The 26619-nt window shown below is 38.6% G+C and carries 21 protein-coding genes; 12 read left to right on the top strand and 9 right to left on the bottom strand.

The annotated features are described in order from the left end of the window. Positions 1–10: 10 nt before the first annotated feature. The 3 genes from ACIQZ6_RS02510 to miaB are packed head-to-tail and all read right to left on the bottom strand — an operon-like array spanning position 11 to position 3256. Positions 11–529 carry an LptE family protein gene (locus tag ACIQZ6_RS02510; RefSeq protein ID WP_395807881.1) on the bottom strand — a complete coding sequence of 173 codons (519 nt, stop codon included), beginning with the start codon at positions 527–529 and terminating at the stop codon, positions 11–13. A 14-nt stretch (positions 530–543) separates the two neighbouring features. Then, positions 544–1779: a sigma-54 interaction domain-containing protein gene (locus tag ACIQZ6_RS02505; RefSeq protein WP_395807879.1), complete on the bottom strand. Its 1236-nt coding sequence runs from the start codon at positions 1777–1779 to the stop codon at positions 544–546. Between the two features lie 55 nt (positions 1780–1834). Next, positions 1835–3256 carry a tRNA (N6-isopentenyl adenosine(37)-C2)-methylthiotransferase MiaB gene (gene miaB, locus ACIQZ6_RS02500; RefSeq protein ID WP_395807877.1) on the bottom strand — a complete coding sequence of 474 codons (1422 nt, stop codon included), beginning with the start codon at positions 3254–3256 and terminating at the stop codon, positions 1835–1837. A 160-nt stretch (positions 3257–3416) separates the two neighbouring features. On the opposite strand from miaB, the gene ACIQZ6_RS02495 reads away from it, so the two are divergent. Further along, positions 3417–5216 carry a hypothetical protein gene (locus ACIQZ6_RS02495; RefSeq protein ID WP_395807875.1) on the top strand — a complete coding sequence of 600 codons (1800 nt, stop codon included), beginning with the start codon at positions 3417–3419 and terminating at the stop codon, positions 5214–5216. 155 nt (positions 5217–5371) lie between these two features. On the opposite strand, the gene ACIQZ6_RS02490 is transcribed toward ACIQZ6_RS02495, so the two are convergent. The 3 genes from ACIQZ6_RS02490 to ACIQZ6_RS02480 form a co-directional block, all read right to left on the bottom strand. After that, positions 5372–6442: a branched-chain amino acid aminotransferase gene (locus ACIQZ6_RS02490; RefSeq protein ID WP_395807873.1), complete on the bottom strand. Its 1071-nt coding sequence runs from the start codon at positions 6440–6442 to the stop codon at positions 5372–5374. 208 nt (positions 6443–6650) lie between these two features. Next, entirely contained in the window at positions 6651–7982 is a 1332-nt protein-coding gene (locus tag ACIQZ6_RS02485) for an HAD-IB family phosphatase (RefSeq protein WP_395807871.1), read from the bottom strand. Further along, entirely contained in the window at positions 7963–8934 is a 972-nt protein-coding gene (locus ACIQZ6_RS02480) for an NAD-dependent epimerase/dehydratase family protein (protein ID WP_395807869.1), read from the bottom strand. Before ACIQZ6_RS02480 ends, ACIQZ6_RS02485 begins: the two co-directional genes overlap by 20 nt. Positions 8935–9093: 159 nt before the next feature. On the opposite strand from ACIQZ6_RS02480, the gene ACIQZ6_RS02475 reads away from it, so the two are divergent. Both ACIQZ6_RS02475 and ACIQZ6_RS02470 read left to right on the top strand, forming a co-directional pair. Then, positions 9094–10275, top strand: coding sequence for a formimidoylglutamase (locus ACIQZ6_RS02475; RefSeq protein ID WP_395807867.1), 1182 nt, complete (start codon positions 9094–9096; stop codon positions 10273–10275). Positions 10276–10435: 160 nt separating this feature from the next. After that, on the top strand, positions 10436–11908 hold the full coding sequence (locus tag ACIQZ6_RS02470; RefSeq protein ID WP_395807865.1) for a xylulokinase: 1473 nt from the start codon (positions 10436–10438) through the stop codon (positions 11906–11908). 55 nt (positions 11909–11963) lie between these two features. On the opposite strand, the gene ACIQZ6_RS02465 is transcribed toward ACIQZ6_RS02470, so the two are convergent. Next, the gene (locus ACIQZ6_RS02465; RefSeq protein ID WP_395807863.1) at positions 11964–13169 is read right to left on the bottom strand and encodes a prolyl oligopeptidase family serine peptidase; all 1206 of its coding nucleotides are present in this window, start codon (positions 13167–13169) and stop codon (positions 11964–11966) included. 266 nt (positions 13170–13435) lie between these two features. Here ACIQZ6_RS02465 and xylA point away from each other — a divergent pair, with 266 nt between their 5' ends. The 4 genes from xylA (at position 13436) to ACIQZ6_RS02445 (ending at position 15970) form a co-directional block, all read left to right on the top strand. Continuing rightward, positions 13436–14767 (top strand): xylose isomerase, encoded by a 1332-nt coding sequence (gene xylA, locus ACIQZ6_RS02460; RefSeq protein WP_395807861.1) that lies wholly within the window; start codon positions 13436–13438, stop codon positions 14765–14767. 5 nt (positions 14768–14772) lie between these two features. After that, entirely contained in the window at positions 14773–15117 is a 345-nt protein-coding gene (locus ACIQZ6_RS02455; RefSeq protein ID WP_395807859.1) for a DHCW motif cupin fold protein, read from the top strand. 185 nt (positions 15118–15302) lie between these two features. Further along, positions 15303–15659 (top strand): type II toxin-antitoxin system RelE/ParE family toxin, encoded by a 357-nt coding sequence (locus tag ACIQZ6_RS02450; RefSeq protein WP_395807857.1) that lies wholly within the window; start codon positions 15303–15305, stop codon positions 15657–15659. 2 nt (positions 15660–15661) lie between these two features. Further along, entirely contained in the window at positions 15662–15970 is a 309-nt protein-coding gene (locus ACIQZ6_RS02445; RefSeq protein ID WP_395807855.1) for a helix-turn-helix domain-containing protein, read from the top strand. Positions 15971–16178: 208 nt separating this feature from the next. On the opposite strand, the gene ACIQZ6_RS02440 is transcribed toward ACIQZ6_RS02445, so the two are convergent. Beyond that, positions 16179–17384, bottom strand: a complete 1206-nt coding sequence (locus ACIQZ6_RS02440; RefSeq protein ID WP_395807853.1) for a galactokinase — start codon at positions 17382–17384, stop codon at positions 16179–16181. Between the two features lie 252 nt (positions 17385–17636). Here ACIQZ6_RS02440 and ACIQZ6_RS02435 point away from each other — a divergent pair, with 252 nt between their 5' ends. Further along, the gene (locus tag ACIQZ6_RS02435) at positions 17637–18782 is read left to right on the top strand and encodes a redoxin domain-containing protein (RefSeq protein ID WP_395807851.1); all 1146 of its coding nucleotides are present in this window, start codon (positions 17637–17639) and stop codon (positions 18780–18782) included. 3 nt (positions 18783–18785) lie between these two features. Here ACIQZ6_RS02435 and purD read toward each other — a convergent pair whose 3' ends face one another. Continuing rightward, entirely contained in the window at positions 18786–20081 is a 1296-nt protein-coding gene (gene purD, locus ACIQZ6_RS02430) for a phosphoribosylamine--glycine ligase (protein WP_395807849.1), read from the bottom strand. A gap of 285 nt (positions 20082–20366) precedes the next feature. Here purD and ACIQZ6_RS02425 point away from each other — a divergent pair, with 285 nt between their 5' ends. From ACIQZ6_RS02425 to ACIQZ6_RS02410, 4 genes are all read left to right on the top strand, one after another. Further along, positions 20367–21518 carry an amidohydrolase family protein gene (locus tag ACIQZ6_RS02425; protein ID WP_395807847.1) on the top strand — a complete coding sequence of 384 codons (1152 nt, stop codon included), beginning with the start codon at positions 20367–20369 and terminating at the stop codon, positions 21516–21518. A 188-nt stretch (positions 21519–21706) separates the two neighbouring features. Then, positions 21707–25009, top strand: a complete 3303-nt coding sequence (gene secA, locus ACIQZ6_RS02420; RefSeq protein WP_395807845.1) for a preprotein translocase subunit SecA — start codon at positions 21707–21709, stop codon at positions 25007–25009. 4 nt (positions 25010–25013) lie between these two features. Then, positions 25014–25421, top strand: a complete 408-nt coding sequence (locus ACIQZ6_RS02415; protein ID WP_395807843.1) for an SPOR domain-containing protein — start codon at positions 25014–25016, stop codon at positions 25419–25421. Next, on the top strand, positions 25421–26605 hold the full coding sequence (locus tag ACIQZ6_RS02410) for a M20 family metallopeptidase (protein ID WP_395807841.1): 1185 nt from the start codon (positions 25421–25423) through the stop codon (positions 26603–26605). The genes ACIQZ6_RS02415 and ACIQZ6_RS02410 overlap by 1 nt, the downstream gene beginning before the upstream one ends. Positions 26606–26619 lie beyond the last annotated feature (14 nt).

The following is a 26619-nucleotide window of genomic DNA, read 5'->3' as shown; positions in this document are numbered from 1 at the left end:
TAAATATTTTTTACCAATTGGCAAAAGCCTTGTTAAAAATATCCTCAGTTAGCTGCCGATTGATCAATGTTAATAATTTTTGTTCCTGCGTTTGTATTGGCCCCTGGTTAAGACTGAATTCCTGAAATGCCTGAAAACTTTGTTCAAAATTCAATTCTGGATTTAGGCTATTCGTGTATTTTACGCTGACTGTAACTGTAACCCTATTTAATCCTGCTCGATCATTACCCTGAATAGCTACCGGTCTGATTGTGTAATCGGTAATCCTGCCCTCTAAATTAGCATCTCCATCAACTCTTACAATACTCAGTCTGGATTGATTACGAATCCTTTCTTTTAATGCTTCAGTGAATTGCTGACTTAAATAAGGAACTACCAAAGCAGAGTTATTCTCGAAAAACTGCACAGAGATCGTTTTCATTTCTGCAGGAATCGAAGCGCCTGAAAATGAATAAGTTCCACACGACTGAAAAACCAGGATGCTCGACAGAACAATAAGACACTTAATTTTTAAAATAAACTTATACATAGTTAAAGATGTGCTTATAATTCCAATTCTTTTATTTTACGATACAGAGTACGCTCAGATATTCCAAGTTCCTGTGCTGCTAGTTTCCTTTTACCCTTATGTTTTTTCAGGGCCTTTTTAATTAGGTCAGATTCTTTATCCACCAAAGATAATGACTCTTCCACTTCTTCGGCTTCATCCATCATATCGTACGACTTATCAGTATTGGGCTGATGAATGACCAATTGATGCGGATCTGATGGAATGTTACTATCTCCCGGAATTTCAATATCACGGTAAAGCTGATTAATCACATTTTGGTTTGATTGTATACTTGAAGTATTCCCTCCGTTTTGTATGATTTCTGCAACTAGTTTTTTAAGATCTGTCATGTCCTTTTTCATATCGAAAAGAACCTTGTAGAGGATATCGCGTTCCGAAAAATCATCTTTGTTTTGGCTCTGAATTCGCATCGGAAGGGTATTTCCAGCCTCTTTAGGGATGTAGTTTTGTAAGTGCTCTGCTGTTAAATTTCTTTCCTTCTCTAGTACGGCAATTTGCTCGGCAATATTTTTTAGCTGACGAACATTTCCTGGCCAGTTATAATGCATTAAGATCTGCTGTGCACTTTGATCTAGTACTACTGTAGGGCTTCTGTATTTATCCGTGAAATCGGCAACGAACTTCCTGAATAATAAATTGATATCCTCTTTACGTTCTCTTAGCGCTGGTATTTTCAATGGAACAGTGTTCAAGCGATAGTAAAGATCTTCCCTGAATTTGCCGGCACTTACAGCATCAAAAACATCCTTATTGGTAGCTGCTATTACACGCACATTTGTTTTCTGTACTTTTGAAGAACCTACTCGAATGTATTCTCCGGTTTCTAATACTCGTAACAACCTGGCCTGTGTACCGATTGGTAATTCTGCAACTTCATCTAAAAATATTGTGCCCCCATCTACCACTTCAAAATATCCCTTTCGGGCATCATGGGCACCGGTAAATGATCCTTTTTCATGGCCGAATAATTCTGAATCGATGGTTCCTTCTGGTATCGCGCCACAGTTTACCGCGATAAACGGACCATGTTTACGTGCACTTAATGAATGAATAATATGTGAGAATACCTCTTTACCGCTTCCGCTTTCGCCTGTGATTAGTACCGAAATATCTGTAGGTGCTACTTGTCTGGCAATATCAATAGCCCTGTTGAGTAAAGGTGAACTGCCAATTATTCCAAATCGATTTTTTATATCCTGAACATCCATATTCTAATCCTTCTAGATGCGAATGATGATTGACCATCATTTACATTGTTTTTTATTAATTAATAATTTGACCAATTAGCGTAGCCGGCGTGCAACGAACTATCGATACATTAACGTAATCGCCTTGCTTATTGTTTTCATTGACTGGGAAAACAACGGTGATGTTATGTTCAGTTTTACCTGAAAAATCCTGATCAGATTTTTTCGAAAAGCCATCAATCAGTACGCGATGTATTTTGCCAATGTGCTGCTCCAGCCGATATAATGAACAGGCCTGCTGCATTTTCAGAATCTCATTAAAACGACGTGTTTTAACATCCTCAGGTATATCATCTTCAAAACGTTTGGCTGCAAGCGTACCCGGACGCTCCGAATAGGTGTACATATATGCAAAATCAAATTTTACATAATCCATCAAACTTAATGTATCCTGATGTTCTGCTTCTGTTTCAGTACAAAAACCGATGATCATATCCGTTGAAATGGAGCATTCAGGGATCAGACGCCTGATGGTATCGATCCGTTCAAGATACCATTCTCGGGTATAGGTTCGGTTCATCAGTTCAAGTACCCGTGAATTTCCTGATTGTACTGGCAGATGGATATGATTACAGATATTATCATACTTATTCATGGTATGTAATACCTCATTGGTGATATCTTTTGGATGAGATGTAGAAAAACGAACACGTAATAGCGGATCAATTTGAGCAACACACTCCAAAAGGCCTGCAAAATTTAGACGGTCTTCCCATTTATATGAATCCACATTCTGACCCAAAAGTGTTACTTCACGATAGCCCTCTTCAAATAACTCTTTAGCTTCTCTGACAATTGACTCTGGATCTCTGCTTCGTTCTCTTCCCCTTGTAAATGGAACTACACAGAATGAGCACATATTATCACATCCACGCATGATGGAAACAAAAGCAGAAATACCATTACTATTTAACCGAACCGGACTAATATCCGCATAGGTTTCTTCACGGGATAGAAGAACATTTACAGCACGCACTCCTTCGTCAACTTGCGAGAGTAAATTGGGTAGATCTCGGTATGAGTCTGGTCCGATAACGATATCAACTAGTTTTTCTTCCTCTAAAAACTTAGATTTTAGGCGCTCAGCCATACATCCCAATACACCGATTGTCATTCCGGGACTTTTCTTTTTTGCTGCGCTGAACTCGCGGAGCCTGTTTCTTACTCTTTGTTCAGCATTATCACGTATAGAACAGGTATTGATAAATATTACATCTGCCTCTTTATACTGAGCAGTGGTTTCGAACCCCATATCCAGCATCAAAGATGCAACGATCTCACTGTCAGCAAAATTCATTGCACAGCCGTAACTCTCGATATAAAGTTTGCGTCCGGTATATTGTTTTGGCCTTTCAATTAGTAAGGCTTCACCCTGACGGGATTCATCGTGTAAGGCAATTTCTGATGAATCTTGCAAGTTTAAGGGGCGGTTAGACATTTGAATTTTAATTAGCGTACAAAAATACGTAAATTTCTATTGAATGACAATTTGTCAGGCATACTTTTTTATGTTAATTCCACTATTTTTATTTTGCGCTGACATATCCTACAGATATTTATTGGTATTAATTGTATAAGTTTAAATTCTAGACAGATATATGACTGAAATAACGAGTTATGCCTTTATCCGGAAATGGGTCTTGATTGGATTTTTAACTCTAATCATAGTGATTTCAGGTTTGGCCATATATTTAAATTATTACTGGAAACCTATTATTACAGAAAGAATAAAGGAAGCCATTCACCAATCTACGGATGGTTTGTATCGTGTTCATTTCGACAATGTGAGGATCAATTTTGTTACAGGGAGAATGAATATTCTCAATATTCGTTTTACACCGGATACCCTGGTGTACAACAAAATGAAAAGGGACAGTATTGCTCCCCGGCATTTGTATACAGTTGCTGTTGCTGAACTTATCCTGAAAAGAATCCAGCCCTGGAAGGTTTATTTTGACAGGGATCTGGAAATGGGGTCAATAGAGATCGATCGTCCTAGTTTGGAGCTTAATTTTACTGATTTAAAGAATAATAACGGCGCTTTGAACGGAAATAGGCGTACAGCCTACCAGCGATTAGCTCCTTATTTGAGATCGGTTAAGATTGGGAATATTATTTTCAAAAATGCCAACCTTAACTATATTGATAATAGCTTGAACAGCAAAAATGTAACTGCCCTAAAAAGCATCTACATTAAAATTAGTGATCTTCTTATTGATTCTGCATCCCAATTTGATAAGTCGCGTTTGTATTATACCCGAGATATATATGCAGAATTCATGGATTACAATACGATCACATTAGACAAAAACTATAGCGTTCAAATTAAGGAATTTAGAGCTTCAACTGCTGGTGCTTATGTTCGAATGAATGGCATTCGGGTGGTTCCGCGTTTTGGTGAAATGGAGTTTTCGCGAAGATTTAAATTTCTTAAACCCCGATACACCTTCAATATTGAAGATTTGCAGCTCAATAAGGTTGATTATGAACTTCTGAATACAGACCGACGAATTTCTGCTTCCTCATTGAGCTTAAACAAGGCTAATTTGTCCATTTTCCTAAACAGACAGTTTCCTGATTCAATAAGGAATAAGGGAGTAAATTTTCCTCAATTAGCTTTGCAGCGTTTTAAGATAAATACTACAGTCGATTCAGTTTTATTGCAGAATTCTAGAGTAGATTATTCGGAGTATAATCCAAATTCTCTACGCAAAGGAAAAGTTACTTTCAGCCAAATAAATGGAACCATAACTAATGTAACGAACGATTCGATTAGCCTGATCAAAAACAAATACAGTGACGTGAAACTTACTTCGCTCCTGATGGATCGGGGTAGACTAGATGTAACTATGAAATTTAATTTGAATGATTCAGGTGGAGCATTTGCATTTGATGGCCGACTGGGTAATATTGATGCTGCAATGCTTAATTCTGCAATTAGGCCTCTATCTCTTATTGAGGTCAAATCTGGGTTTATTGATAAAATGATATTCAAAGGAACCGGCAGTTTAAAAGGTGTTAGAGGTAAACTGACCTGCTATTATAAGGATCTTAAGATAGCACTGCTCGAAATGACTGGTGAAACAATCAGACTAAAAAGAAAAGGAATTGCTTCGATCTTTGCAAATATTCTGATTATAAAAGATGATAATCCATCTCCAGGGGCACCTGTTCGAACATCTAATTTTATATTTAACCGTCCACAGCATTCTTCCTTCTTTAATATGATATGGAAAGGCTTTGCTCAAGCTTTACTCGAGACCATCGGTTTTGATTCTAGAACACAAAATGAGATCAAAGTCAGATTGCGAAAAATGGAAAACGAACGTATCGCCAGAGATGGACGTAGAGACGATAGGTTGAGGAAAAGAGATGCACGTAGGAGTAATAGAAATTGAGGCAATTATTACTTTGGATTTTTTCTTGTAAATGAGTGTCTCTAAGATTATTAGAATTCCGAATATTCGGCAAAATTAAGCTCCATTAATAGTTTTTTTAAACAAAAAAAGCTGCTTAATAGTTAGCAGCTTTATGATAATTACATTACTATTTTTTAGTGTCCTACCATGTAATTCCAGCCAAATTCGTCGGCTGATCTACCGTAGCGTAAGTTATTTAGCGTATTCAAAACTTTGTTTGAAAATACACGCTGCGCAGGATCCGGAAGGGTATAAAGCGCTCCATTGTATCCAATTTCAGCAATATGTGCAATGGTTGCAGCAGTTCCTACTCCAAAGGCATCAGAAATGCGGCCTTCTTTTATTCCGGCTATGATTTCATCCACAGAAATTCTGCGTTCTTCAATGTTTAAATTCCAATTTCTGGCCAATGTAAGAACGGTATCACGGGTTACGCCTTTCAGAATTGTATCCCTTGTTGAAGGAGTAATTAATGTCCCATCCATCAAAAACATCACATTAGCAGCTCCTAACTCTTCAATGTATGCATGTTCACGCGAATCAGTCCAGATTAACTGATCAAAGCCTTCTTGAGTAGCTTTTAAGTTGGGCAGCATCGAGCCACCATAATTGCCGGCAGCTTTTGCAAAACCAAAACCTCCATCACAGGCTCTTGAATAATGGGTCTCAATTTTAACTTTTAGGTTCTTCGAAAAATAAGGGCCTACGGGTCCGGTTAAAACCATGTATTTATAACTCGTTGATGGAGTAACTCCAAGGAATGGATCAGTAGCAAACATGAATGGTCTGATATACAAGGAATGATTTTCTTTTCCTGGAACCCAGTCTCTGTCAATGTCTATCAATGTTGCAATACTTTGTAAAAATGTTTGCACAGGTAGCTCTGGCATACACAAACGTTGCGCAGAAAGATTGAATCGCTCGCCGTTTTTATCCGGACGAAAGATTGAAACCTTGCCATTAGCATGTTTATAGGCCTTAATGCCTTCAAAAAATGTTTGTCCGTAATGGAGTGCTGATATCGCCGGATTGATACCGATCTCTCCGAAGGGAAGGATCTGGAAGTTTTTCCATTCGCCATCGCTGTAATCTGCCATGAACATATGATCGGAAAAAGTCTTTCCGAATGGCAAATTATCGAAATCGGTTTCAGCTAATCGTGATTTAGCAGTTTTCGTTATAGAGATATTAAGTTTATCAGACACCTTGGTATTGTTTAGAATTTTTGCGCAATTTAATGATTTTTGTTCGAAAACAGTACTGAAACCTCCTTTTTTAGCCCGTTTTTTAAGCTTTCCCCTTTCAGCTTTCTACTTATAACTTATAACCTACAACTTATAACTTTTACCTTTTACCTTTCTCCTTTCAGCTTTACACTTACTACCTAAAACTTACTACTTAAAACCTACTACTTTAATAAAGAATCCTAAACTTAATCGTATGATTGATCTGTTTCAAAGCTTTCAATACTTTTTTATCATATTCATCACTCACATCGGTAATTACATAACCAATGCTTGGGTTGGTCATAAGATACTGTCCTACAATATTAATGTGATGGTCGGCGAATACTTTGTTGATTTGAGCCATAATACCCGGCATATTTTTGTGAATATGTATCAGGCGATGTGCCCCTTTAATACGTGGAAGCTGCAGATTCGGAAAATTTGCACTCACAAAGGTATGACCATGATTAATAAAATTAATCATTCTTTTGGCTATAAATTCGGGGTTTCTAGGGCTGTTCTTTGGGTCATCAAAAATCACAATACCCATATCGGTACACAGCCCGTGCGAAAGCTTCGATTCACTTTTACCCAGATAGCCGATGGTTTTTAATTTTACCGCGCGTTCCAGTTTTTCGCGGTCTAGTATTTCGCCATTGGCTAGTAGCATCATGCCTACATCGGCTACATATTTTTCTTCAAAACTTGACTTATGACGGATAGAAAATCCATCTTTCTTTAATGCTTGGACAGCCAGTTCAGGAACATCTCCAATCACCAAGCAAAGGATTCTATTTTTGGGATAAGAAATAGCTCTTGGAAGGTTATTGACATACAAAAATTCATCAAAACTTGGCGTAACATGATCAGCCTTTTCAGCAACAGTTTTACGTTCAATATTTTCGGTAAAGGCGTAAAATTTCTTGATCATCCCAAATTCTTTAAGCTGGAAATCTGAATGCCCGTCGCCTATACCATAAATATCGCCCTTAAGATTCAGCTCCTTCAACAAGGTCACTTTTCCTCCTTCATTTGAAAGCGGGTTTTGTTCATCATACCCGATGATCTTATCTTGATCATCAAAAATAAAGGTATTGGCGTAAATGTTTTCTTTTAGGATATGATAGGGAAGAACAACTGGAATAATAAATTCTTTAAATCCACCAGATACAATCAGGGCTGATGCTGAATGTTTCTTGAAGAATGTTTTATTTCTAGAGAAAGAAGATGACACCTTTTTTTTAAGTACGGATATTAATTGCTTTAGATGGTCGCGGTTTGCTTCTAATAGTCGTACCCTGCCAGTTAGGCTTTCACGGAAAGACATTTTACCCTCCATCGCTAAATTGGTTAGATCTTCAATTTTTTGGTAGATCGTTTCCCTGTCGGGATGATTTTGTAATGAGATACGGGCTAATTCATCAAGTGCCTCCACTTGCGTAAATGTACTGTCGAAATCTATGATGTAAAACTGCTTCAATGGATTATTGTTTTGAATATTATTGTTGTTGAAAATCATGGCAAATTTCGCCGATAGAGTCTTTTATGGATTTAAATTCCAAATTTAAGGTCTTTTTAATTTTATTATTCGAATACTTTCGTTTTTTAAAGGCACTGTTTGCTGTATCTTTTGTCAAATTGAATTTTTTGCCTGTAAAAGCACTAACAATTTGTGTTCCCATATAGGCTAATTGCATCATCCAAGGTTTTAGGGCAATTTCTGGAGGATTTTTTTTAAAATTCAAGGCAATTTCAGTAAAAAGATCGTGATAGCTCCAGTTCTCGGCGTTAATTATGAAACGTTCATCAGAAATATCTGAATCCATTAATAAGATCATGGCTTTTGCGACATCTTCAACATGAACATAGCCAAAACTTCCTCCTGGATAGTATTTCAATCCCTTTTGAATGCTTTCAAATAAGGCACCGCTACCTTGTTTACCCGCATTTTTTCCAATAATGATCGATGGATTCACAATTATGGTATTCAAGCCTTCGGCAGTGGCTCTGAAAACTTCCATTTCACTCTCATATTTTGAGATCGAATAGGCGCTGCGATCAGGAGAATATTCCCATTGATCTTTTTCGGTGATGAATTCGTCTTTGTTATTTTCGCCCAATGCTGCTACCGAACTAACATGTAAGAAGCGGGAAATATTTTTTTCAATGGAAGCATTGAGCAAATTTACTGTGCCTTCCACATTTATCTTGTTCATTTTTTTCTTATCGGCAGGGTCAAAAGATATAAATGCAGCACAATGATAAACCTTACTGATACCTTCCATGGCATCGTTCAGTGCAAAATAATCTAGGATATCGGCTTTAAACCATTCAATTTTTTTTTCGTTTTTGAGCAATGCCGGTATCACGGATGTATCACGCATGATTGCCCTGACCTGTTCACCTTTGAGAAGCAATTGTCTGATTAATTCTGAGCCTAAAAACCCGGTAGCACCGGTAACTAAAATCATCCGGATGAATTTTTTTAAATGCTTTCAAAAGTAACTGAATAAACTGATATTTGCTTTGAGAATACTCAAAAACTAATAATCTTCAGTTTTCCCAAAACATGTTTAAATTGGGGAGTTGAAGATCATTATATTTATCAATTAACAGGTGCAAAATAAATTATGTCATTATCCGATTTTCTAAGTCCTGTTGATTTTAATAGCCTAAGCCCTGAAGATGGTTTTTATACCAGTCATTTAGGCTCAAAAATTGAGGTCTACCAAACTGATTTTCCCGATCTGGATGATAATCAATTTGATGTGGCCCTAATTGGAGTTCTGGAAGATCGTAATTCAATAAATAATAAGGGAACAGCTAAAGCTCCAGATTTGTTCAGAAAGAAATTTTATGAACTGAATGAAGGTAACTATGTTACCCGTATTGTTGACCTTGGAAATATAAAGGCGGGAAATCAGGTTTCAGATACCTATGTGGCCTTAAAGCTAGTGGTTGCCGAACTGATCAGGAAAAATATTTTGCCCATTATTATTGGCGGAGGTCAGGACCTTACCTATCCGCAATTCATGGCTTATGAGGAACTGGAGCAAAAAGTAGACCTGTTGGTTGTTGATTCCCATTTTGATTTGGATGAAAATCTAGACGATACGATTGAGACCAACTCAGTATCCTACCTCAATAAAATATTTCTACACCAGCCTAACTACCTGTTTAACTTTAGCAATATCGGTTATCAAACCTTTTTTGTTAATCAGGAAAGTTTGAAAGTGATGGATAAATTTTACTTTGACGTTCACCGCCTAGGTGATTTTACAAATAGTGTGAGTACAGCAGAGCCAATTATCCGCAATGCGAATATGATCAGCTTTGATATTTCAGCGATCAGGTCTTCAGATGCAGCCGGAAATGGTAATGCAAGTCCCAATGGTTTTTATGGGGAGGATGCCTGTCAGATTGCTCGATATTCCGGAATGAATGATAAATTGTCGTCTATCGGATTTTATGAATACAATCCTGAACATGACCCCAAGGGGCAAACTGCTATGCTGCTTTCACAAATAGTATGGTATTTTATTGATGGGTTTTATAATCGGAAAAATGAATTTCCGATGCTTCCAAAATCACGATACATTACGTTCCGCACCAGCCTGAAAGATGGTTCGCATGAGCTTGTGTTTGTGAAGAGTAAGAAATCTGACCGTTGGTGGATGCAGGTTCCTTATCCTACAGGATCATCTAGGAATGCAAGGCATCATTTGGTACCCTGCAGCTATGAAGATTATCAGCTGGCAAATGCTGGCGAAATGCCAGATTTATGGTTGAGGACGTATCAGAAATTGATTTAAGTTATAAGTTATAAGTTATAAGTTATAAGTTATAAGTTATAGGTTATAAGTAATTATACATCATACTTCATACCTCTTACCTCATACCTCAGCTAACAGCTAACAGATAACAGACAACAGATAACTGACAACAGATAACTGACAACAGACAACCCCTAATATGCTTCTACTCGGAATTGACCTCGGCACCTCATCCATTAAAGTTTCAGTTATTGATTCTGCTACACAGCGGTGTCTTTGCACTGTACAATATCCTGACACCGAAACAATAATTATTGCGGAGCAAGCGGGTTGGGCAGAGCAGTCGCCTGAGTTATGGTGGGAAAATATACAACAGGCGATTCTTAAAGCTCATGCTTTAAAAGTGTATGATCCTGCTGATATTGGAGCTATTGGAATTGCTTATCAGATGCACGGGTTAGTACTGGTTGATAAGCAGCAAAAGGTAGTTAGGAATTCTATTATTTGGTGTGATAGCAGAGCAGTGGAAATTGGAAATGAAGCATTTAAGGCTATTGGCAAAGAAAAATGCCTTTCAGACCTGTTAAACTCACCCGGTAATTTTACAGCTTCTAAATTGGCATGGGTCAAGCAAAATGAACCTGTTATTTTTGAGCAAATACATAAGGTGATGCTTCCTGGCGATTTTATAGCAATGAAGCTCACAGGCGAGATTAGTACCAGTATTTCTGCACTTTCTGAAGGTATTTTCTGGGATTTCAAGAACGAAGAACTTTCAAAAGATGTTTTTGGATATTACGGATTTGATACCGCTATCATTCCCAAGATCTTGCCAGTATTTTCTGAACATGGCAAGCTGGATAAGGCTATTGCCGCTAAACTTTTTCTCGCTACAGATACTGTTGTTACGTATAAATCAGGCGATCAGCCAAATAATGCGCTATCTCTGAATGTCTTAAAGCCCGGAGAGGTTGCTGCAAATGGTGGTACTTCGGGAGTTATTTATGGTGTTTCTGATAAGCTGACCTATGATGAGCAGTCAAGGATAAACACCTTTGCGCATGTGAATTATACCTTGCAGCAAAAACGTCTTGGGGTTTTACTGTGTATCAACGGAACAGGAATTTTGAACCGCTGGGTTAAAGATGTGGTGGCATCGGGGCTAAGCTACGATACTATGAATTTGGAAGCTGCTAAAATTCCGGTAGGAAGTCAGGGTTTGAGGATACTTCCTTTTGGAAATGGAGCAGAGCGTATGTTGAATAATCGAAATATAGGCGCTCATTTTCATCATATCGATTTCAATCTTCATAGTCGTTCGCACATTTTCAGGGCCGTTCAGGAAGGAATTGCATTTGCTTTCCGCTATGGTTTGGATATCATGCGTGGAAATGGGATGAACCCCAGTATGATTCGTGCCGGACATGCGAATATGTTTTCTAGTGAATTTTTTATACAAGCTTTTGTTAATTCTTGCGGGGTACCTCTTGAGCTGCATAGCAATGAAGGCAGCATTGGTGCGGCCATTGGCGCCGGTATTGGAAAAGGAGAATTTACTACAGAAAATGCATTCAGCAATGTGAGGGCTTTGAAGGTTGTAGAACCGAAAAAGGATTCAGAATACGAGACTGTTTATCAAGAGTGGAAGGCCCTGTTAGAGAAGCATTTGTAGTGTTTTCTAGTTTTATTAGAGCACACTCGGCACGCCTGCGCTAGCACTTTTACTGCTATCTGCCTTCCTTCTTAGTATAATGATAATCTGCAAATCGTATAAATTGCTTCCAGTCGTATACCGTCAAATCATGCTTTCCTTCGCGGTTATGATAGGCCATCGGCGATTCAATAATGGGTATGTTCAATTCTGGCTGAACCTTTGGTAGCGTTGACTTTAAGCCATATAATCCATAAACTTCTTCTGCATTTTTTAGAGATAAATAGGTTCCTTTTGGATCTGCCCAAAGATCTTCGGATGCGTTTGTTGCATACACCGGCCTTGGAGCGATTAAAGATATTAGCATATGCTGATCTACAGGAAGTTGATCTTCATGCTCATTGTATTTTTTATAATTGGTATTAAACCAATGAGGGAAAGAAGTATTAATCACTTTTATTCGTTCACCAAATTGCCTTCTTGCTAGCGCAGCACCCGAGTTTCCGGAACAGTTACTGATGCAGAGCGCAAATCGTTGATCGTTAGCTGCCGCCCATAAAGATGCTTTTCCACCCCGCGAATGTCCGGTTATGGCTACTCGTTTTTTATCTAGCTGAGGGTCTGTTTCAAAATAATCCATCACCCTGCTTGCTCCCCATGCCCATGCACCAATTGCTCGCATTCCATTATCTGCATTCAGCAGTTCAGGATACAATTGCAATGCCCCATTCATGAAAGATAGTTTGTTATCTGGTGCCAGGTCATTCACTTGAAAGGCTGCAATGGCATAGCCCCCTTCAATCAATACCTCTGCTGGCCAAAATTCGCTTATTACTGTTCTGCTAGGATCTGTATTCTCTTTTGGCCGGTTATTGATCAGTAAAAATACAGGTGCAGGTCCGGTTTTATGATTTGGAATAAATAGGGTCAGGTTAATTTTCACGCTTTTATTCTGGTTGAAAACTTCAATCAGCACTTCCTTCAAGTGTGCTTTCCCGCTCATGCTCTTCTTATTCTCATTAATTAAAGAGTAAGTTATTCTATCATATTTGAGAGGCATCTGTCCGTAAATATTTTCTGCAAAAAGATTCAGTATCTCTGGGCGTCGGGTTTTTCCCCAAGATTTAGCTGATGTTACTTTCTTCCCACTGCTTGTTTTTAAAGCCGGTGGCAATGTATATTCAGGCACTTTCAACTCATCATAATTTGTAGATGCTGGCCTTTGTGCATGGAGTTGGATTGCAATACAAGATAACAGGAGCAGGGATAGGATGCTTTTCATTATGGATTTTTTTTGTTGGACTAAATATACGTCATGCAATCTCGTTTTAACGTATAGAATGGTAGTGATTTTTTTGGAATTAAAAAGCACACGCGGCACGCGTGCGCTAGCGTTGCGGCATGACTCTTTCAACGCACACACAATTTTTCAACTAATCCTATTCTTTAACAATTCAAAAAATTCTATAAATTACGAAACCAAAATAGAGGTCTTATCAATTCGCGGTTTGCGGGGTTGATCTTAATAGTTGAACCAAACATACGAACATGTCAAACATCATTACAGGAGATAAAGAATTTTTCAAAGGTATTGGCCAGATTGCATATGAAGGCCCTGAATCAGATAATCCATTAGCATTTCGCTGGTACGATGAGAACCGAATAGTAGCTGGAAAAACTATGAAGGAAACGTTGCGCTTTGCCTGTGCTTACTGGCATTCTTTTGTAGGCAACGGAGCAGATCCTTTTGGCGAACCAACCCATATCTTTCCGTGGGATGCAAAAACCGATGCAGTAGAGCGTGCTAAGGATAAAATGGACGCCGCTTTTGAATTCATAACCAAAATGAATCTTCCGTTCTATTGTTTCCACGATGTGGATGTGGTGGATTATGGAAATGATATAGCAGAAAATGAAAGGCGACTGCAGGCAATAACAGCTTATGCCAAACAAAAGCAGGAAGCCAGTGGCGTAAAATTACTTTGGGGAACAGCCAACCTTTTCTCACATCGCCGGTACATGAATGGAGCTTCTACTAATCCTGATTTTCATGTCTTGAGTCATGCAGGGGCACAAGTTAAGGCAGCTTTAGATGCTACTATCAGTCTAGGTGGTGAAAACTACGTTTTTTGGGGTGGCAGAGAAGGGTATATGAGTTTGCTGAATACCAATATGAAGCGCGAGCAAGAGCATCTAGCCCAATTCCTGCATATGGCAAAAGATTATGCGCGCAAGCATGGTTTTAAAGGCACCTTCTTCATTGAACCTAAACCATGCGAGCCAAGTAAGCACCAGTACGATTATGATGCAGCAACTGTGATCGCTTTTCTTCGTCAGTTCAATTTGATGGACGATTTTAAATTGAATATTGAAGTGAACCATGCCACGCTTGCAGGACATACCTTTCAGCATGAGTTGCAGGTAAGTGCCGATGCAGGTTTATTAGGATCTATGGATGCTAACCGTGGCGATTACCAGAACGGATGGGATACAGATCAGTTTCCGAATAATATCAATGAACTGACCGAGGCCATGCTTGTGATCATTGAGGCCGGTGGCTTTCAGGGTGGAGGTATTAACTTCGATGCCAAGATTCGAAGAAACTCAACCGATCCTGCCGACTTATTTTATGCCCATATTGGTGGTATGGATAATTTTGCACGTGCATTGATTGCCGCAGATAATATTCTTAATAAATCGGATTATAAAAAAGTTAGAACAGCGCGCTATGCATCATTTGATTCCGGAAAAGGAAAAGACTTTGAAGCTGGTAAATTGAGCCTAGAAGATCTTAGAGCCTATGCCATTGAAAATGGAGAGCCTGAAGTGAAAAGCGGAAAGCAGGAGTATCTAGAAAATGTGGTGAATAGGTTTATTTAGTATTAATGAGCCATATTCCTTTCCAAACCATTGACTGGTCTGGTATTGAAAAAACCGAACATAAGGGAGAAACAGGAACCTCCTTTTGGCAAACGATACAGTTTCCCGGATTGCGTATTCGCCTGTTAGAGTATTCGGAAGGGTATTTGGCCGACCACTGGTGTCAAAAGGGACATATTGTGCATTGTTTGGAAGGAGAGTTCGATTCTGAGCTGATTAGTGGTGAGCGGCTAAGCCTGAAAAAAGGAGAAACGTATGTCGTATCGGATGAACTAAGCTCACATCGCTCTGTGACTGAAAGTGGCGTTAAACTGCTCATCGTAGATGGTGATTTTTTGAGCTTGGATTAAAATAATTTACAGATAACTTCCTTTAACTCTAAAATCTGTCTTTGCATTTATTGAATCATTCAAGCCTGAATTTTACCGTTTACTAAATTAGTATATCCTTTTAAAGATTTTCTTTCGCCCTTTGCTAAGCTATTATAAGATTTATTGAGGAAATAGTTTGTTTCCTTAATAAGAAACTTTTAACTTTGAATAATGATTTTCAGAAGTCAAAATTTGACATTGAATTTTTGGAAGGAGCAGTTGAATTTCTTGAACATTTGGATGAGAAGGTAAGGGATAAGGTAATTTACAATATCACGAAGGCAAGATATTCAACTGATAAGGAGCTTTTTAAAAAGCTAAACGGAGATATTTGGGAGTTTAGAACTTATTATAAGAGTGCTCATTACAGAGTTTTTGCATTTTGGGACAAGCGTTCGGAAGCTGAAACTTTAATTATTGCTACCCACGGTTTAATTAAGAAATCAGGAAAAACACCTCAAGCTGATCTGGATAAAGCAACCCGCCTTAGAAAATTATATTTGACACTCAATGTGCCCTAAAAATGAGCAATAAAAAATTGAAGACTTTTTCTCTGAAAGAAATAACCGATCAACATATTGGTGTAGTTGGAACATCAAAGCGCGAAATTTTCGATAATGAATTACGACTTGATTTGCTTGGCGAAGCCATCAGGCAAGCACGTCTAGACCGGAAACTTACGCAGCAAGAATTGGGAAGAATTGTTGGTGTTCAAAAGGCTCAGATTTCCAAGCTGGAAAATAGTCTTACTGATGCCAGGGTTGAAACAATCCTCAAAGTCTTCAAAGCCCTTAACGCAAAGATTAGTTTTAGTGTTGAAATGAATAGCTAATGATTACAAAATGCCATTTAAGCATATAGGTATACTTAAGATAAAATTGGAGAAATCTTAGAAGAACCACCACCTTTAATTCTCCTGGCATTGGTGGAAACTAGGTTTCTAAAGAATTCAATTTTACTTTTGCTAGCACATCGCATATACTTCTCAAAACTCATCGAATAAGTTCATTATGTCTCATTTAATGAAAATTACCAATCGGCTAAAGGCTGAATTTCGTTAAGACACCTGTTCCGTCCTCAATCTCAACCACATAGGCTAGCATTTCAGTACCTGTTTTGGCATGGTAAGTATCACCAACTTTTTTAATAAGTGCTTCAACCGCTTCAGAATTTACTAGGTTAATGGTACAGCCTCCAAAACCACCGCCCATCATGCGGGCGCCGATCACATTTTGATCATTTTTAACCAAGTCAACCAAAAAATCTAGTTCCTGGCAACTCACCTCATATAAATCTTTTAATCCGGTATGAGTTTCAAACATGCGTTTACCAAAGGCTGCCATGTTATTGTTTTTTAGATCATTACAAGAATTTAGTAATCTTTTGATTTCTCCAACAATAAAGCTGCATCGCTTATAAACAATCTCGCTAACCGGTTTTACAAATTCCAATAACATTTCTTCTGAGGCATCCCGTAAACTCAACACTTCTGGATGAACAGTTTGGATCAATTTTACCCCTGCTTCGCATTGCTCTCTACGTTCATTATAAGCCGATGAGGCAAGAGAATGCTTTACACGGGTATCGAACAACACGATTTTAAGCTTATCGGAATGAAAAGGAACATAGGCATATTCCAGACTGCGGCAATCTAGTTGGATGAGTTGATTTTTTTTACCAAACATGCTGGCAAACTGATCCATGATACCACATTTTACCCCAACAAATTCATTTTCAGCAGCTTGCGCCAATCTGACCAAATCCAATTTTTCATAAGAAAGATTGAAAATATGGTTTAATCCATAGGCCGTTGCACATTCAAGTGCAGCCGATGATGACAGGCCGGCACCAGGTGGAATATCTCCACCAAAAACAATATTAAAACCTTGCTGAATTTGATGCTTTTTTTGAATCTGCTCCACTACTCCTAAAAGGTAGTCGGGCCATAATTTACCTGAGGTTTTTATTGTTTTGATATCGCATTCAAAATCATCTTGAAAGTCTAGCGAGTGTATTTTTATTAATCCATCATTACGCTTTTGTATGCCCAGGTAAATGGCTTTATTGATCGCTGCCGGTAGAACGAATCCCATATTGTAATCAGTATGTTCACCAATCAGGTTGATTCTGCCTGGTGAACGAATGATTAGGGCTTCCTGCCCAAATAGTTGCTGAAATTTGCTGCGAATTGTACTTGGATAATTGGAAATATCGTGAATCATTTTTTCTGTGCTGTTCTTTTCCAAACATCCTGATTTATTTGGAGTTTTTTATAGATGGGCTTTTAATTTTTGTAGGATTGGTTTTGAAATGAATCATGTACTATTGGATTACCACCATTAATTTTTATTAGAAAACTTCAAATAATGCAAGGAATAAAAGATTCTAGATTTTAGCTCTCAAACATTAAATTAAGAATATTGACTCCATCAAGCAATAGTTCCTATTTTAAGCGTTTATTTTATCTAATTTTGCCAAACACCTTTAGGAGCAAATGAATGAGATACATAGCTAAAATTTTTTCATTTTTCTTGTTGATAAGTCCGGTTTGGTGTTTTGCACAGCAAAATACGTATACCATCAACGGAATAGTAAATAGGCCTGAAATAAAAACCCTTTATTTTACGCAAACCACATTTTATAATACTAACCCGAAGGCAAGTGCTCAAAAAATTGATGTATTAGATGGTAAATTCAGCATAAAAGGGCTGATCGATGAACCCGTGCCTGCATTTCTATCACTATTTGAAGATTATAAGAAAATGGGTACTCAGCCCAAAGAGTTTATCCTTGATAAGGGCCTAATTTCTGTTGAAATTACATCCGATCTCGCTTCTGCTGTAGTAAAAGGTTCAAAAGCTCAAGATGATCTCTTTCAATACAATATCGAACAGGCTCCGTATTCTGCAAAGATAAATGACATCAACAAAGAGGCCCAAAGGCTATCAACCAGTGGAATAGCAGCTGATTCTATTGGTCGACTATTCCGTATACCTTTCCGTGATGCAAGCAAAGCATTGGCAGATTTTCAACGAAAATTCGTTCAAAAGAACTCCTCTGCCTTTATTTCCTTATTGCTGATTCCAAATATTGCCGGATCTACCAATAATTATATTGAGGCCGACAGTCTACTTTCGGGACTTAATGATAATATTGAATCAAGCGCTACCGCAAAAGCGATTCGGGAATACCTAATTAGTCAGAAAAAAACCTCAGTAGGTGCACTGGCTCCAGATTTTAGACTCGCTGATACCTCAGGAAAGAAGATTGCATTGTCTGATTTCAAAGGGAAATATGTACTCCTTGATTTTTGGGCTGCTTGGTGTGGGCCTTGCAGGCAAGAAAACCCTAATGTAGTTCAGGCTTTCAAAACCTATAATAATGCTGGGTTTACGGTCTTTGGCGTTTCTCTCGATAAGGAAAAAAAGAGCTGGTTAAAGGCTATTCATGATGATAATTTACAATGGCAGCATGTTTCCGATCTCAAATTCTGGGGTAGTGAAGCCGCCATATTGTATGGGATTACTAGTATTCCACGTAATTTTTTACTAGATCCCAGCGGTAAAATCATTGGACGCGATCTGCGCGGGCAAGATCTTTTGGATAAACTGGAAAAGCTATTTCCAGCAAATAAAAAAAAGTAATATCTAAGAAATTTCCATCAAGTCGACGCCAATATCCGGACGAAAATAACGGCCGTCAAAGTAAATTCTTCCTGCATCAGCAGTAGCATTCTGAACAGCATCAAATAGGTTATCCTGAAGTGAGGTGATGGCAATAACCCTGCCTCCATTGGTTTTGATCACCCCATTATCAAGTTCTGTTCCGGCATGAAAAGCAATGGAATGTCTCAAATTTTCAATGCCAGTGATGGTTTTTCCTTTTGCATATTCACCCGGATATCCTCCGGCAACTATCATGACTGTTGCAGCAGTTTTTGAGGATATCTTTAATTCTTTTTCAGCTAAATTTTCATTGGCAACACCCAGAAAAAGATCGATCAGGTCGCTTTCAATTCTTGGGATCACACTTTCGGTCTCCGGATCACCCATTCGCACATTGTATTCAATCACGTAAGGTTCTCTTCCTTGAGGAGTATCTGTGGCCATCAGGCCTATAAAAATGAATCCTTTATAAGGAATATGATCTTTTTTCAATCCCTCAATCGTAGGAATAATCACCCGATCTTCAACTTTTTTCATGAATTCGGCATTCGCAAATGAAACAGGTGAAATTGATCCCATTCCGCCAGTATTCAAGCCTGTATCGCCCTCTCCAATACGTTTATAGTCTTTGGCTTCAGGCAATATCTTATAACTTATACCATCTGTTAACACAAAAACAGAAAGTTCAATTCCGGTTAAAAACTCTTCAATAACCACGGTGCTGCTGGCTTCTCCGAATTTAGCATCGTAAATCATCGCTTTTAATTCTTTTTTTGCATCATCAAGGCTTTCGCAAATCAATACACCTTTTCCGGCGGCTAAGCCATCAGCCTTTAAAACGATTGGAAGTTTTTGAGTTTCCAAATAGGATAGGCCTTCTTCCAGATTTTCTTTATTGAATGATCTGAAGGCTGCAGTTGGGATACCATGCCGGATCATAAACTGCTTTGAAAAATCTTTACTTCCTTCTAGTTGGGCACCCTGCATTTGGGGGCCAATAACCGGGATATGTTTCAGATTTTTGTGATTAAGAAAAAAATCATGAATTCCTTTGACCAGAGGTTCTTCAGGTCCAACTACCACCATTTGAACCTGATTTTTTAGTACAAATTCAGCAATGCCTTCAAAATTTGTTGGTTTTAGGTCTACATTTTTACCATAAGCCGATGTTCCAGCATTTCCGGGTGCAATATAAAGTTGAGATAAAAGACTGCTTTGTGCCATTTTTGAGGCAAAAGCACTTTCACGCCCACCCGAGCCGAGTATTAGGATATTCATTCTGTAAAGATAGGCTGAATTAGCAAATGAGCAAGGAAATTGTCAATTTCTAAGGGATGTCTTTTGATCACTAATAAAATGCATTTTTCTAAAATAAAAACAACTATTTTTAAGTTAAGAAACACGCCAAGGCTGTAAGTCTATAACAGTTTTATAAAGACAGTTTTTTCAGTTAGTTTGAGTTAAATTTCTTATAAATACGTTTAATAACACCCCTGTTTGAATAGATTTTTAATAGTTTTCATCCTTCATGTTATCCAAGTTTTGAATTTAAAATTTAACATAATGAACTGTTTTAGAAGGTGTAAATATTTGTTTCTATTTCCTCTTATAGGGTTTTTTCAGCAGTGTACCCACATAAGTAATTTAAAGTCAGGAAATAAACAAGTTGATTCAGCGTATTATACTCTTGATGATTTTAAATCTCTTGATAAAATCGATGCCCATTTTCATATCAATTCTGATGCAGATACAATTTTTGTAAATCAGGCAGAACTGGATAATTTCCGTATCCTGAATTTGAATGTATATAAGGATAAGGGTAAACCGATTGAAGAGCAGCAAGAATTTTCAATCAAGATGATCAAAGCTTTTCCTGGCCGCGTGGCCTGGGTCACTGCCTTTTCACTTGAAAATTTTAACAATGATGGCTGGCAGCAAGAGGCAATTTCCGATATAAAAAATTCAGTATCCAAAGGGGCTATTGGCGTTAAAGTATGGAAGAACATTGGGTTTTTCTTGAAGGATAAAAATGGCAAGTTGGTTATGATTGATAACCCTCGATTTGACCCCATACTCGATTACATGGCTAAAAATCAAATCCCATTAATTGGTCACTTAGGAGAGCACAAAAATTCCTGGTTGCCTTTAGAAAAAATGACTGTAAATGGAAATAGAGACTATGCCCGTGCACATCCTGAAGAGCATATGTACTTGCATCCTGAACGTCCATCCTATGAAGATTACATCAATGCTAGGGATAATATGCTTGCTAAACATCCGGATTTGATATTTATAGGCGCCCATCTCGGAAGCTTGGAGTGGAGTGTTGATGAACTAGCAAAACGCCTTGATAAATATCCGAATATGGCTGTAGACATGGCCGAACGTATTTCTCATCTTCAATATCAGACATTAACTGAATGGCAAAAAGTACATGACTTTTTCATAAAATATCAGGATAGGATCATTTATGGAACGGATCTTAGAAGAGGCGCCATGGACATTGTAAATAATGGAATAACAGATTCTGAAGGAATCAAAAAACATTCGCATGAAGTTTGGATGCGTCACTGGAAGTTTTTTACTACAGATCAAAAGATGCGTGTCCCAAAAGTTGATGGTGAATTTAGAGGGCTAAAATTACCCCGTGAAGTGGTAAATAAGCTATATCGCAAGAATGCTGAAAAATGGTTTTCCCGGCTTAAGAAAGAATAAGATAAGTCAACTAAGAATAGAAAGCAACATTAATTAGACCATGTTCTCTTAATCAGAAAATCCTGTGCCCTCATAATCTTTAATTCCTAATTAATAATCGTAATTTTGCACTCCAATGGTGCCATTATGGCTAATTATTAGCTGTGGCGTAGTTGTTGTATATTTTGATTTTATTATTTCGCATTTATATGTTAGCACTTATTAGTAAGCTTTTCGGTAGCAAATCAAACCGTGATATAAAGTTGATTCAGCCTTTAGTTGAAAAAACCAAAGAAGAATACGCTAAATTATCTGCTTTAAGCAATGATGAATTGAGGCAAAAAACCCTCGATTTTAAAGTCCGCATTAAAGAATACCTTGCCGAAATTGATGTAGAAATTGCTGAGGTAAAGGCTAAAGCTGAATCTGAAGATCTTCCGATCAATGAGAAAACCGCTTTATACGATCAGTTGGATAAACTTCAGAAAGATCGCGATGCTGAACTTGAAAAAGTGCTAATCGAAATTTTGCCCGAAGCCTTTGCTGTAATGAAGGATACCGCTCGCCGTTTCACTGAAAATAAAACGATTGAGGTAAGCGCAACACAGGCCGACCGTGAACTAGCTGCCCGCAAGAAGAATGTGGTAATTAATGGCGATAAAGCTACGCACCATAATACATGGCTTGCTGCAGGTACCGAAGTAACCTGGAACATGGTTCATTATGATGTGCAGCTGATTGGTGGTATTGTATTACACCAAGGTAAGATTGCCGAAATGGCAACTGGTGAGGGTAAAACTCTTGTTGGTACTTTACCGGCCTACCTAAATGCATTATCAGGGCAGGGTGTTCACATTGTAACCGTAAATGATTACCTGGCTCGTCGTGACTCTGAATGGAACGGACCGCTATTTGAATTTCATGGTTTAACGGTTGACTGTATTGATAAGCATCAGCCAAATTCTGAAGAAAGACGTAAAGCCTACCTGGCCGATATCACATTTGGTACCAATAATGAATTTGGTTTCGACTACCTGCGTGACAATATGACATTGAATCCGGAAAGTTTGGTTCAACGTAAATTGCATTTTGCCATGGTAGATGAGGTGGATTCGGTTTTGATCGATGATGCAAGAACTCCATTGATTATTTCTGGTCCGATTCCTCGAGGCGATGAGCATGAATTTTATGATCTGAAACCACGTATTGAGCGATTGGTCACTGCGCAGAAAAATTTCATAAACGGTGTTCTAAATGAGGCCAAAAAATCAATTAACGAAGGGCAGGGTGGTCCGCAGGAAGGTGGTTTAGCCTTATTAAGAGCTTATCGTGGTTTGCCAAAAAGTAAGGCGCTGATCAAATTTTTGAGTGAGCCTGGTATGAAGCAAGTGCTTACAAAATCAGAGCACTATTACATGGAAAACCAAAACAAGGAGATGCCAAAGGTAGATTCTGAGCTTTTCTTTGTGATTGATGAAAAAAATAACCAGGTTGAATTAACTGAAAAAGGTATCGAGCTGATCACTAGCTCTGGCGAAGATCAGAATTTCTTTGTGATGCCTGATGTAGGTACTGAAATTGCTGAGCTCGAAAAATCAAACCTTTCAACAGAACAGAAGGTAGAAATCAAAGATGCGCTGATGCGCGATTTCTCAATCAAATCTGAACGTATACATTCTGTTAATCAGCTGTTAAAAGCATATACTCTTTTTGAAATTGATGTGGAATACATTGTTGACGAGGGTAAAATTAAATTGGTTGATGAGCAAACAGGCCGTATCATGGATGGACGCCGTTATTCTGACGGATTACATCAGGCGATTGAGGCTAAAGAAAATGTGAAGGTAGAGGATGCCACACAAACCTATGCCACAATCACTTTGCAGAATTTCTTTAGAATGTATCACAAGCTTTGTGGTATGACAGGTACTGCAGTAACAGAGGCTGGCGAGTTATGGCAGATCTATAAACTTGATGTAGTTGAAATTCCTACCAATGTTACAGCTAAGCGCAAGGATGAGGAAGACATGGTTTACCGCACTGTTCGTGAAAAATACAATGCTGTTGCTGATGAAATTACCAGATTAACACAAGCTGGCCGACCAGTATTGGTGGGTACAACTTCAGTTGAAATCTCGGAGCTACTGAGCAGAATGCTTAAACTAAGAGGCATCAAACATAATGTACTGAATGCAAAACTTCACCAAAAAGAAGCAGATATCGTTGCAGAAGCAGGGCAGGCAGGAACAGTAACCATAGCAACCAATATGGCGGGTCGTGGTACAGACATCAAGCTTGGTTCAGGTGTGAAAGAAGCGGGTGGTTTGGCAATTGTAGGTACTGAGCGTCATGAATCTCGTCGTGTCGACAGACAGTTGCGTGGTCGTGCCGGTCGTCAGGGTGACCCGGGTTCAAGTCAGTTCTTCGTTTCATTAGAAGATAACCTAATGCGTTTATTCGGATCAGAGCGTATCTCCAATATTATGCTGAGAATGGGTATTGAAGAAGGCGAAGTAATTCAGCACTCAATGATCACCAAATCTATTGAGCGTGCACAACGTAAAGTAGAAGAGAACAATTTTGGTGTTCGTAAGCGATTGCTGGAGTATGATGATGTGATGAACTCTCAGCGTTCGGTAATCTATGCAAAACGTAAAAATGCGTTGTTTGGAGAGCGTCTGGATGTGGATCTGAATAATACCATTTTTGATGTGGTGGAAGACATTTGCACAGAATACAAAGAGCAAGGTAATTTTGAAGGCTTTGAGATGGAGATCATCCGTATTTTCTTGGTAGATCCAGAAATGACTGAAAAGCAATTTGCTGAGACCAATATTCATAATCTTACAGACAGGATCTTTGAAAAGGTTGAGAGTTTCTATCACCGTAAACTGGAAGCAATTGCCCAGCAAACTTTCCCAGTACTTCGAGACGTGTTAAAAGAGCGTGGCGATCAGATTGAAAATATAGTAGTTCCATTCTCTGATGGTGTTCGCTCGGTACAGGTAGCTGCCAATCTTAAAAAAGCAGTGGATAGTAAAGGCCATGATGTGTTCAAAGCCTTCGAAAAAACCGTTGTTTTGGCACTTATCGATGATGCCTGGAAAGAGCACTTACGTGAGATGGATGAGCTGAAGCAATCTGTTCAGAATGCCGTTTATGAGCAGAAAGATCCATTGATCGTGTATAAAATGGAAGCATTTAATATGTTCAAACAAATGCTTGCTACAGTAAATAAAGATATTGTCAGCTTCCTGTTTAAAGGAAATATACCATCGCAAGACCCTAGTCAAGTTCGTGAAGCTCGTCCTCAACAGCGCCAGGATTTGAGTAAGTTAAAGGTGTCAAAACCTGAACTAGGGCAAACGGCAGGTGGCATGCCGGTAGATGATACTAGGGAATTGCAAAAATCTCAGCCTATTCGCGTTGAAAATAAGATCGGAAGAAATGACCCTTGTCCTTGCGGTAGCGGTAAGAAGTATAAGAACTGTCATGGTGTTGGAGTAGAATAGGCTAATGGGCTGGAAAAGTTTTATCGGATTTTTGTTTCTTATCGTTTGTATCTCTAGCGTTTCAGCTCAGGAGATAGGAACGCTGAAGGTCACAAAAGATCCACAGATTGATAGCCTGATTGCTAAACGTTTGACTCTGAGCAAGGATAACAGATCTGGGAGTAGTATTGAAGTATCCGGTTTCAGGGTACAGATATTTTCAGGTTTGGAGCGCCAACAGGCTTATGCAGAGCATACAAAATTTAAAGTACGCTTTCCAGCATACAAAATTTATATTAGTTATGTACAGCCAAATTACAGGGTTAGAGTTGGTGATTTCCGAACTCGGCTCGAAGCTGAAAAATTTATGAATGAACTAAAGAGGTATTATTCGTCTATGTTCATTTTCTCTGAAATGATAATTCTTCAATAATGTTAAAAGATAAAATTACCAACCTAGCCAATCAGATTCATAGCGATGTTGTAGCTAACCGCCGTCATTTGCATGCTAATCCTGAACTTTCATTTCACGAATACGAGACTGCTGCCTTTGTAGCCCAAAAGCTGGATGAACTTGGTATTGAATACAAGAAAATGGCAAATACCGGATTGGTAGCCTTGATCAAAGGAGCAAAGCAATCGGATGCGGTAGTGGCTCTTAGGGCCGATATGGATGCACTTCCAATCGTTGAAGCAAATGATGTGGTGTATAAGTCGAAAAATCCGGGGGTTATGCATGCCTGCGGACATGATGTGCACACTTCATCACTTCTGGGAACAGCAAAAATCTTGACTGAGCTGAAGAATGAATTTGGCGGAACAGTAAAATTGATATTTCAACCAGCCGAAGAGAAATTACCTGGTGGTGCAAACATGATGATTAAAGAAGGTGTCTTAGAAAATCCAAAACCCAATGCAGTGCTTGGTCAGCATGTAATGCCACTGATTGAATCAGGTAAGGTTGGTTTCCGCTCCGGAAAATATATGGCCTCTACAGATGAAATCTATGTAACTGTGCATGGCAAGGGTGGTCATGGGGCTCAGCCTCAGCAGAATATAGACCCTGTGTTGATTACCTCCCATATTATCATTGCATTACAGCAGATCATTAGTCGTGTGGCTGATCCTAAAACTCCTTCTGTTTTATCATTTGGTAAAGTGATTGCCAATGGTGCAACCAATGTAATTCCCAATGAAGTTTATCTAGAAGGTACTTTCCGCACTATGGATGAAGAATGGAGAGCTAAGGCACATGAAAAAATGAAAAAAATGGCCGAAGGTATTGCCGAAGCAATGGGTGGGAGCTGTGATTTTAATATTGTTCGTGGATATCCATTCCTGATCAATGAAGAAGTGCTTACTGCTGATGCTCGTGCCTATGCCGAAGACTATTTAGGAAAAGAAAACGTTCTTGATCTGGATATTTGGATGGCTGCTGAAGACTTTGCCTATTATTCGCAGGTTTCTGATGCATGTTTCTACCGATTAGGAACTGGAAATATTTCACGCGGAATCACATCTTCAGTACATACCCCAACGTTTGATGTGGATGAAGATTCACTTAGATTAAGCACTGGTTTAATGACCTACATTGCCCTGAAGCAGTTAGGAAATTAAGTAGCTGCCGGTTT

Source organism: Daejeonella sp. (genome assembly GCF_044348475.1).
In the GTDB taxonomy this organism is placed as follows: Bacteria; Bacteroidota; Bacteroidia; order Sphingobacteriales; family Sphingobacteriaceae; genus Daejeonella.
Note: the sequence above shows the minus strand (reverse complement) of the source record. Positions and strands in the feature narration are given on the sequence as shown.

Coding starts and splice junctions, on each gene's coding strand:
- ACIQZ6_RS02510 (WP_395807881.1), bottom strand. CDS start 529: ATGTATAAGTTTATTTTAAAAATTAAGTGTCTTATTGTTCTGTCGAGC.
- ACIQZ6_RS02505 (WP_395807879.1), bottom strand. CDS start 1,779: ATGGATGTTCAGGATATAAAAAATCGATTTGGAATAATTGGCAGTTCA.
- miaB (WP_395807877.1), bottom strand. CDS start 3,256: ATGTCTAACCGCCCCTTAAACTTGCAAGATTCATCAGAAATTGCCTTA.
- ACIQZ6_RS02495 (WP_395807875.1), top strand. CDS start 3,417: ATGACTGAAATAACGAGTTATGCCTTTATCCGGAAATGGGTCTTGATT.
- ACIQZ6_RS02485 (WP_395807871.1), bottom strand. CDS start 7,982: ATGATTTTCAACAACAATAATATTCAAAACAATAATCCATTGAAGCAG.
- ACIQZ6_RS02480 (WP_395807869.1), bottom strand. CDS start 8,934: ATGATTTTAGTTACCGGTGCTACCGGGTTTTTAGGCTCAGAATTAATC.
- ACIQZ6_RS02475 (WP_395807867.1), top strand. CDS start 9,094: ATGTCATTATCCGATTTTCTAAGTCCTGTTGATTTTAATAGCCTAAGC.
- ACIQZ6_RS02470 (WP_395807865.1), top strand. CDS start 10,436: ATGCTTCTACTCGGAATTGACCTCGGCACCTCATCCATTAAAGTTTCA.
- ACIQZ6_RS02465 (WP_395807863.1), bottom strand. CDS start 13,169: ATGAAAAGCATCCTATCCCTGCTCCTGTTATCTTGTATTGCAATCCAA.
- xylA (WP_395807861.1), top strand. CDS start 13,436: ATGTCAAACATCATTACAGGAGATAAAGAATTTTTCAAAGGTATTGGC.
- ACIQZ6_RS02455 (WP_395807859.1), top strand. CDS start 14,773: ATGAGCCATATTCCTTTCCAAACCATTGACTGGTCTGGTATTGAAAAA.
- ACIQZ6_RS02445 (WP_395807855.1), top strand. CDS start 15,662: ATGAGCAATAAAAAATTGAAGACTTTTTCTCTGAAAGAAATAACCGAT.
- ACIQZ6_RS02435 (WP_395807851.1), top strand. CDS start 17,637: ATGAGATACATAGCTAAAATTTTTTCATTTTTCTTGTTGATAAGTCCG.
- purD (WP_395807849.1), bottom strand. CDS start 20,081: ATGAATATCCTAATACTCGGCTCGGGTGGGCGTGAAAGTGCTTTTGCC.
- ACIQZ6_RS02425 (WP_395807847.1), top strand. CDS start 20,367: ATGAACTGTTTTAGAAGGTGTAAATATTTGTTTCTATTTCCTCTTATA.
- secA (WP_395807845.1), top strand. CDS start 21,707: ATGTTAGCACTTATTAGTAAGCTTTTCGGTAGCAAATCAAACCGTGAT.
- ACIQZ6_RS02415 (WP_395807843.1), top strand. CDS start 25,014: ATGGGCTGGAAAAGTTTTATCGGATTTTTGTTTCTTATCGTTTGTATC.
- ACIQZ6_RS02410 (WP_395807841.1), top strand. CDS start 25,421: ATGTTAAAAGATAAAATTACCAACCTAGCCAATCAGATTCATAGCGAT.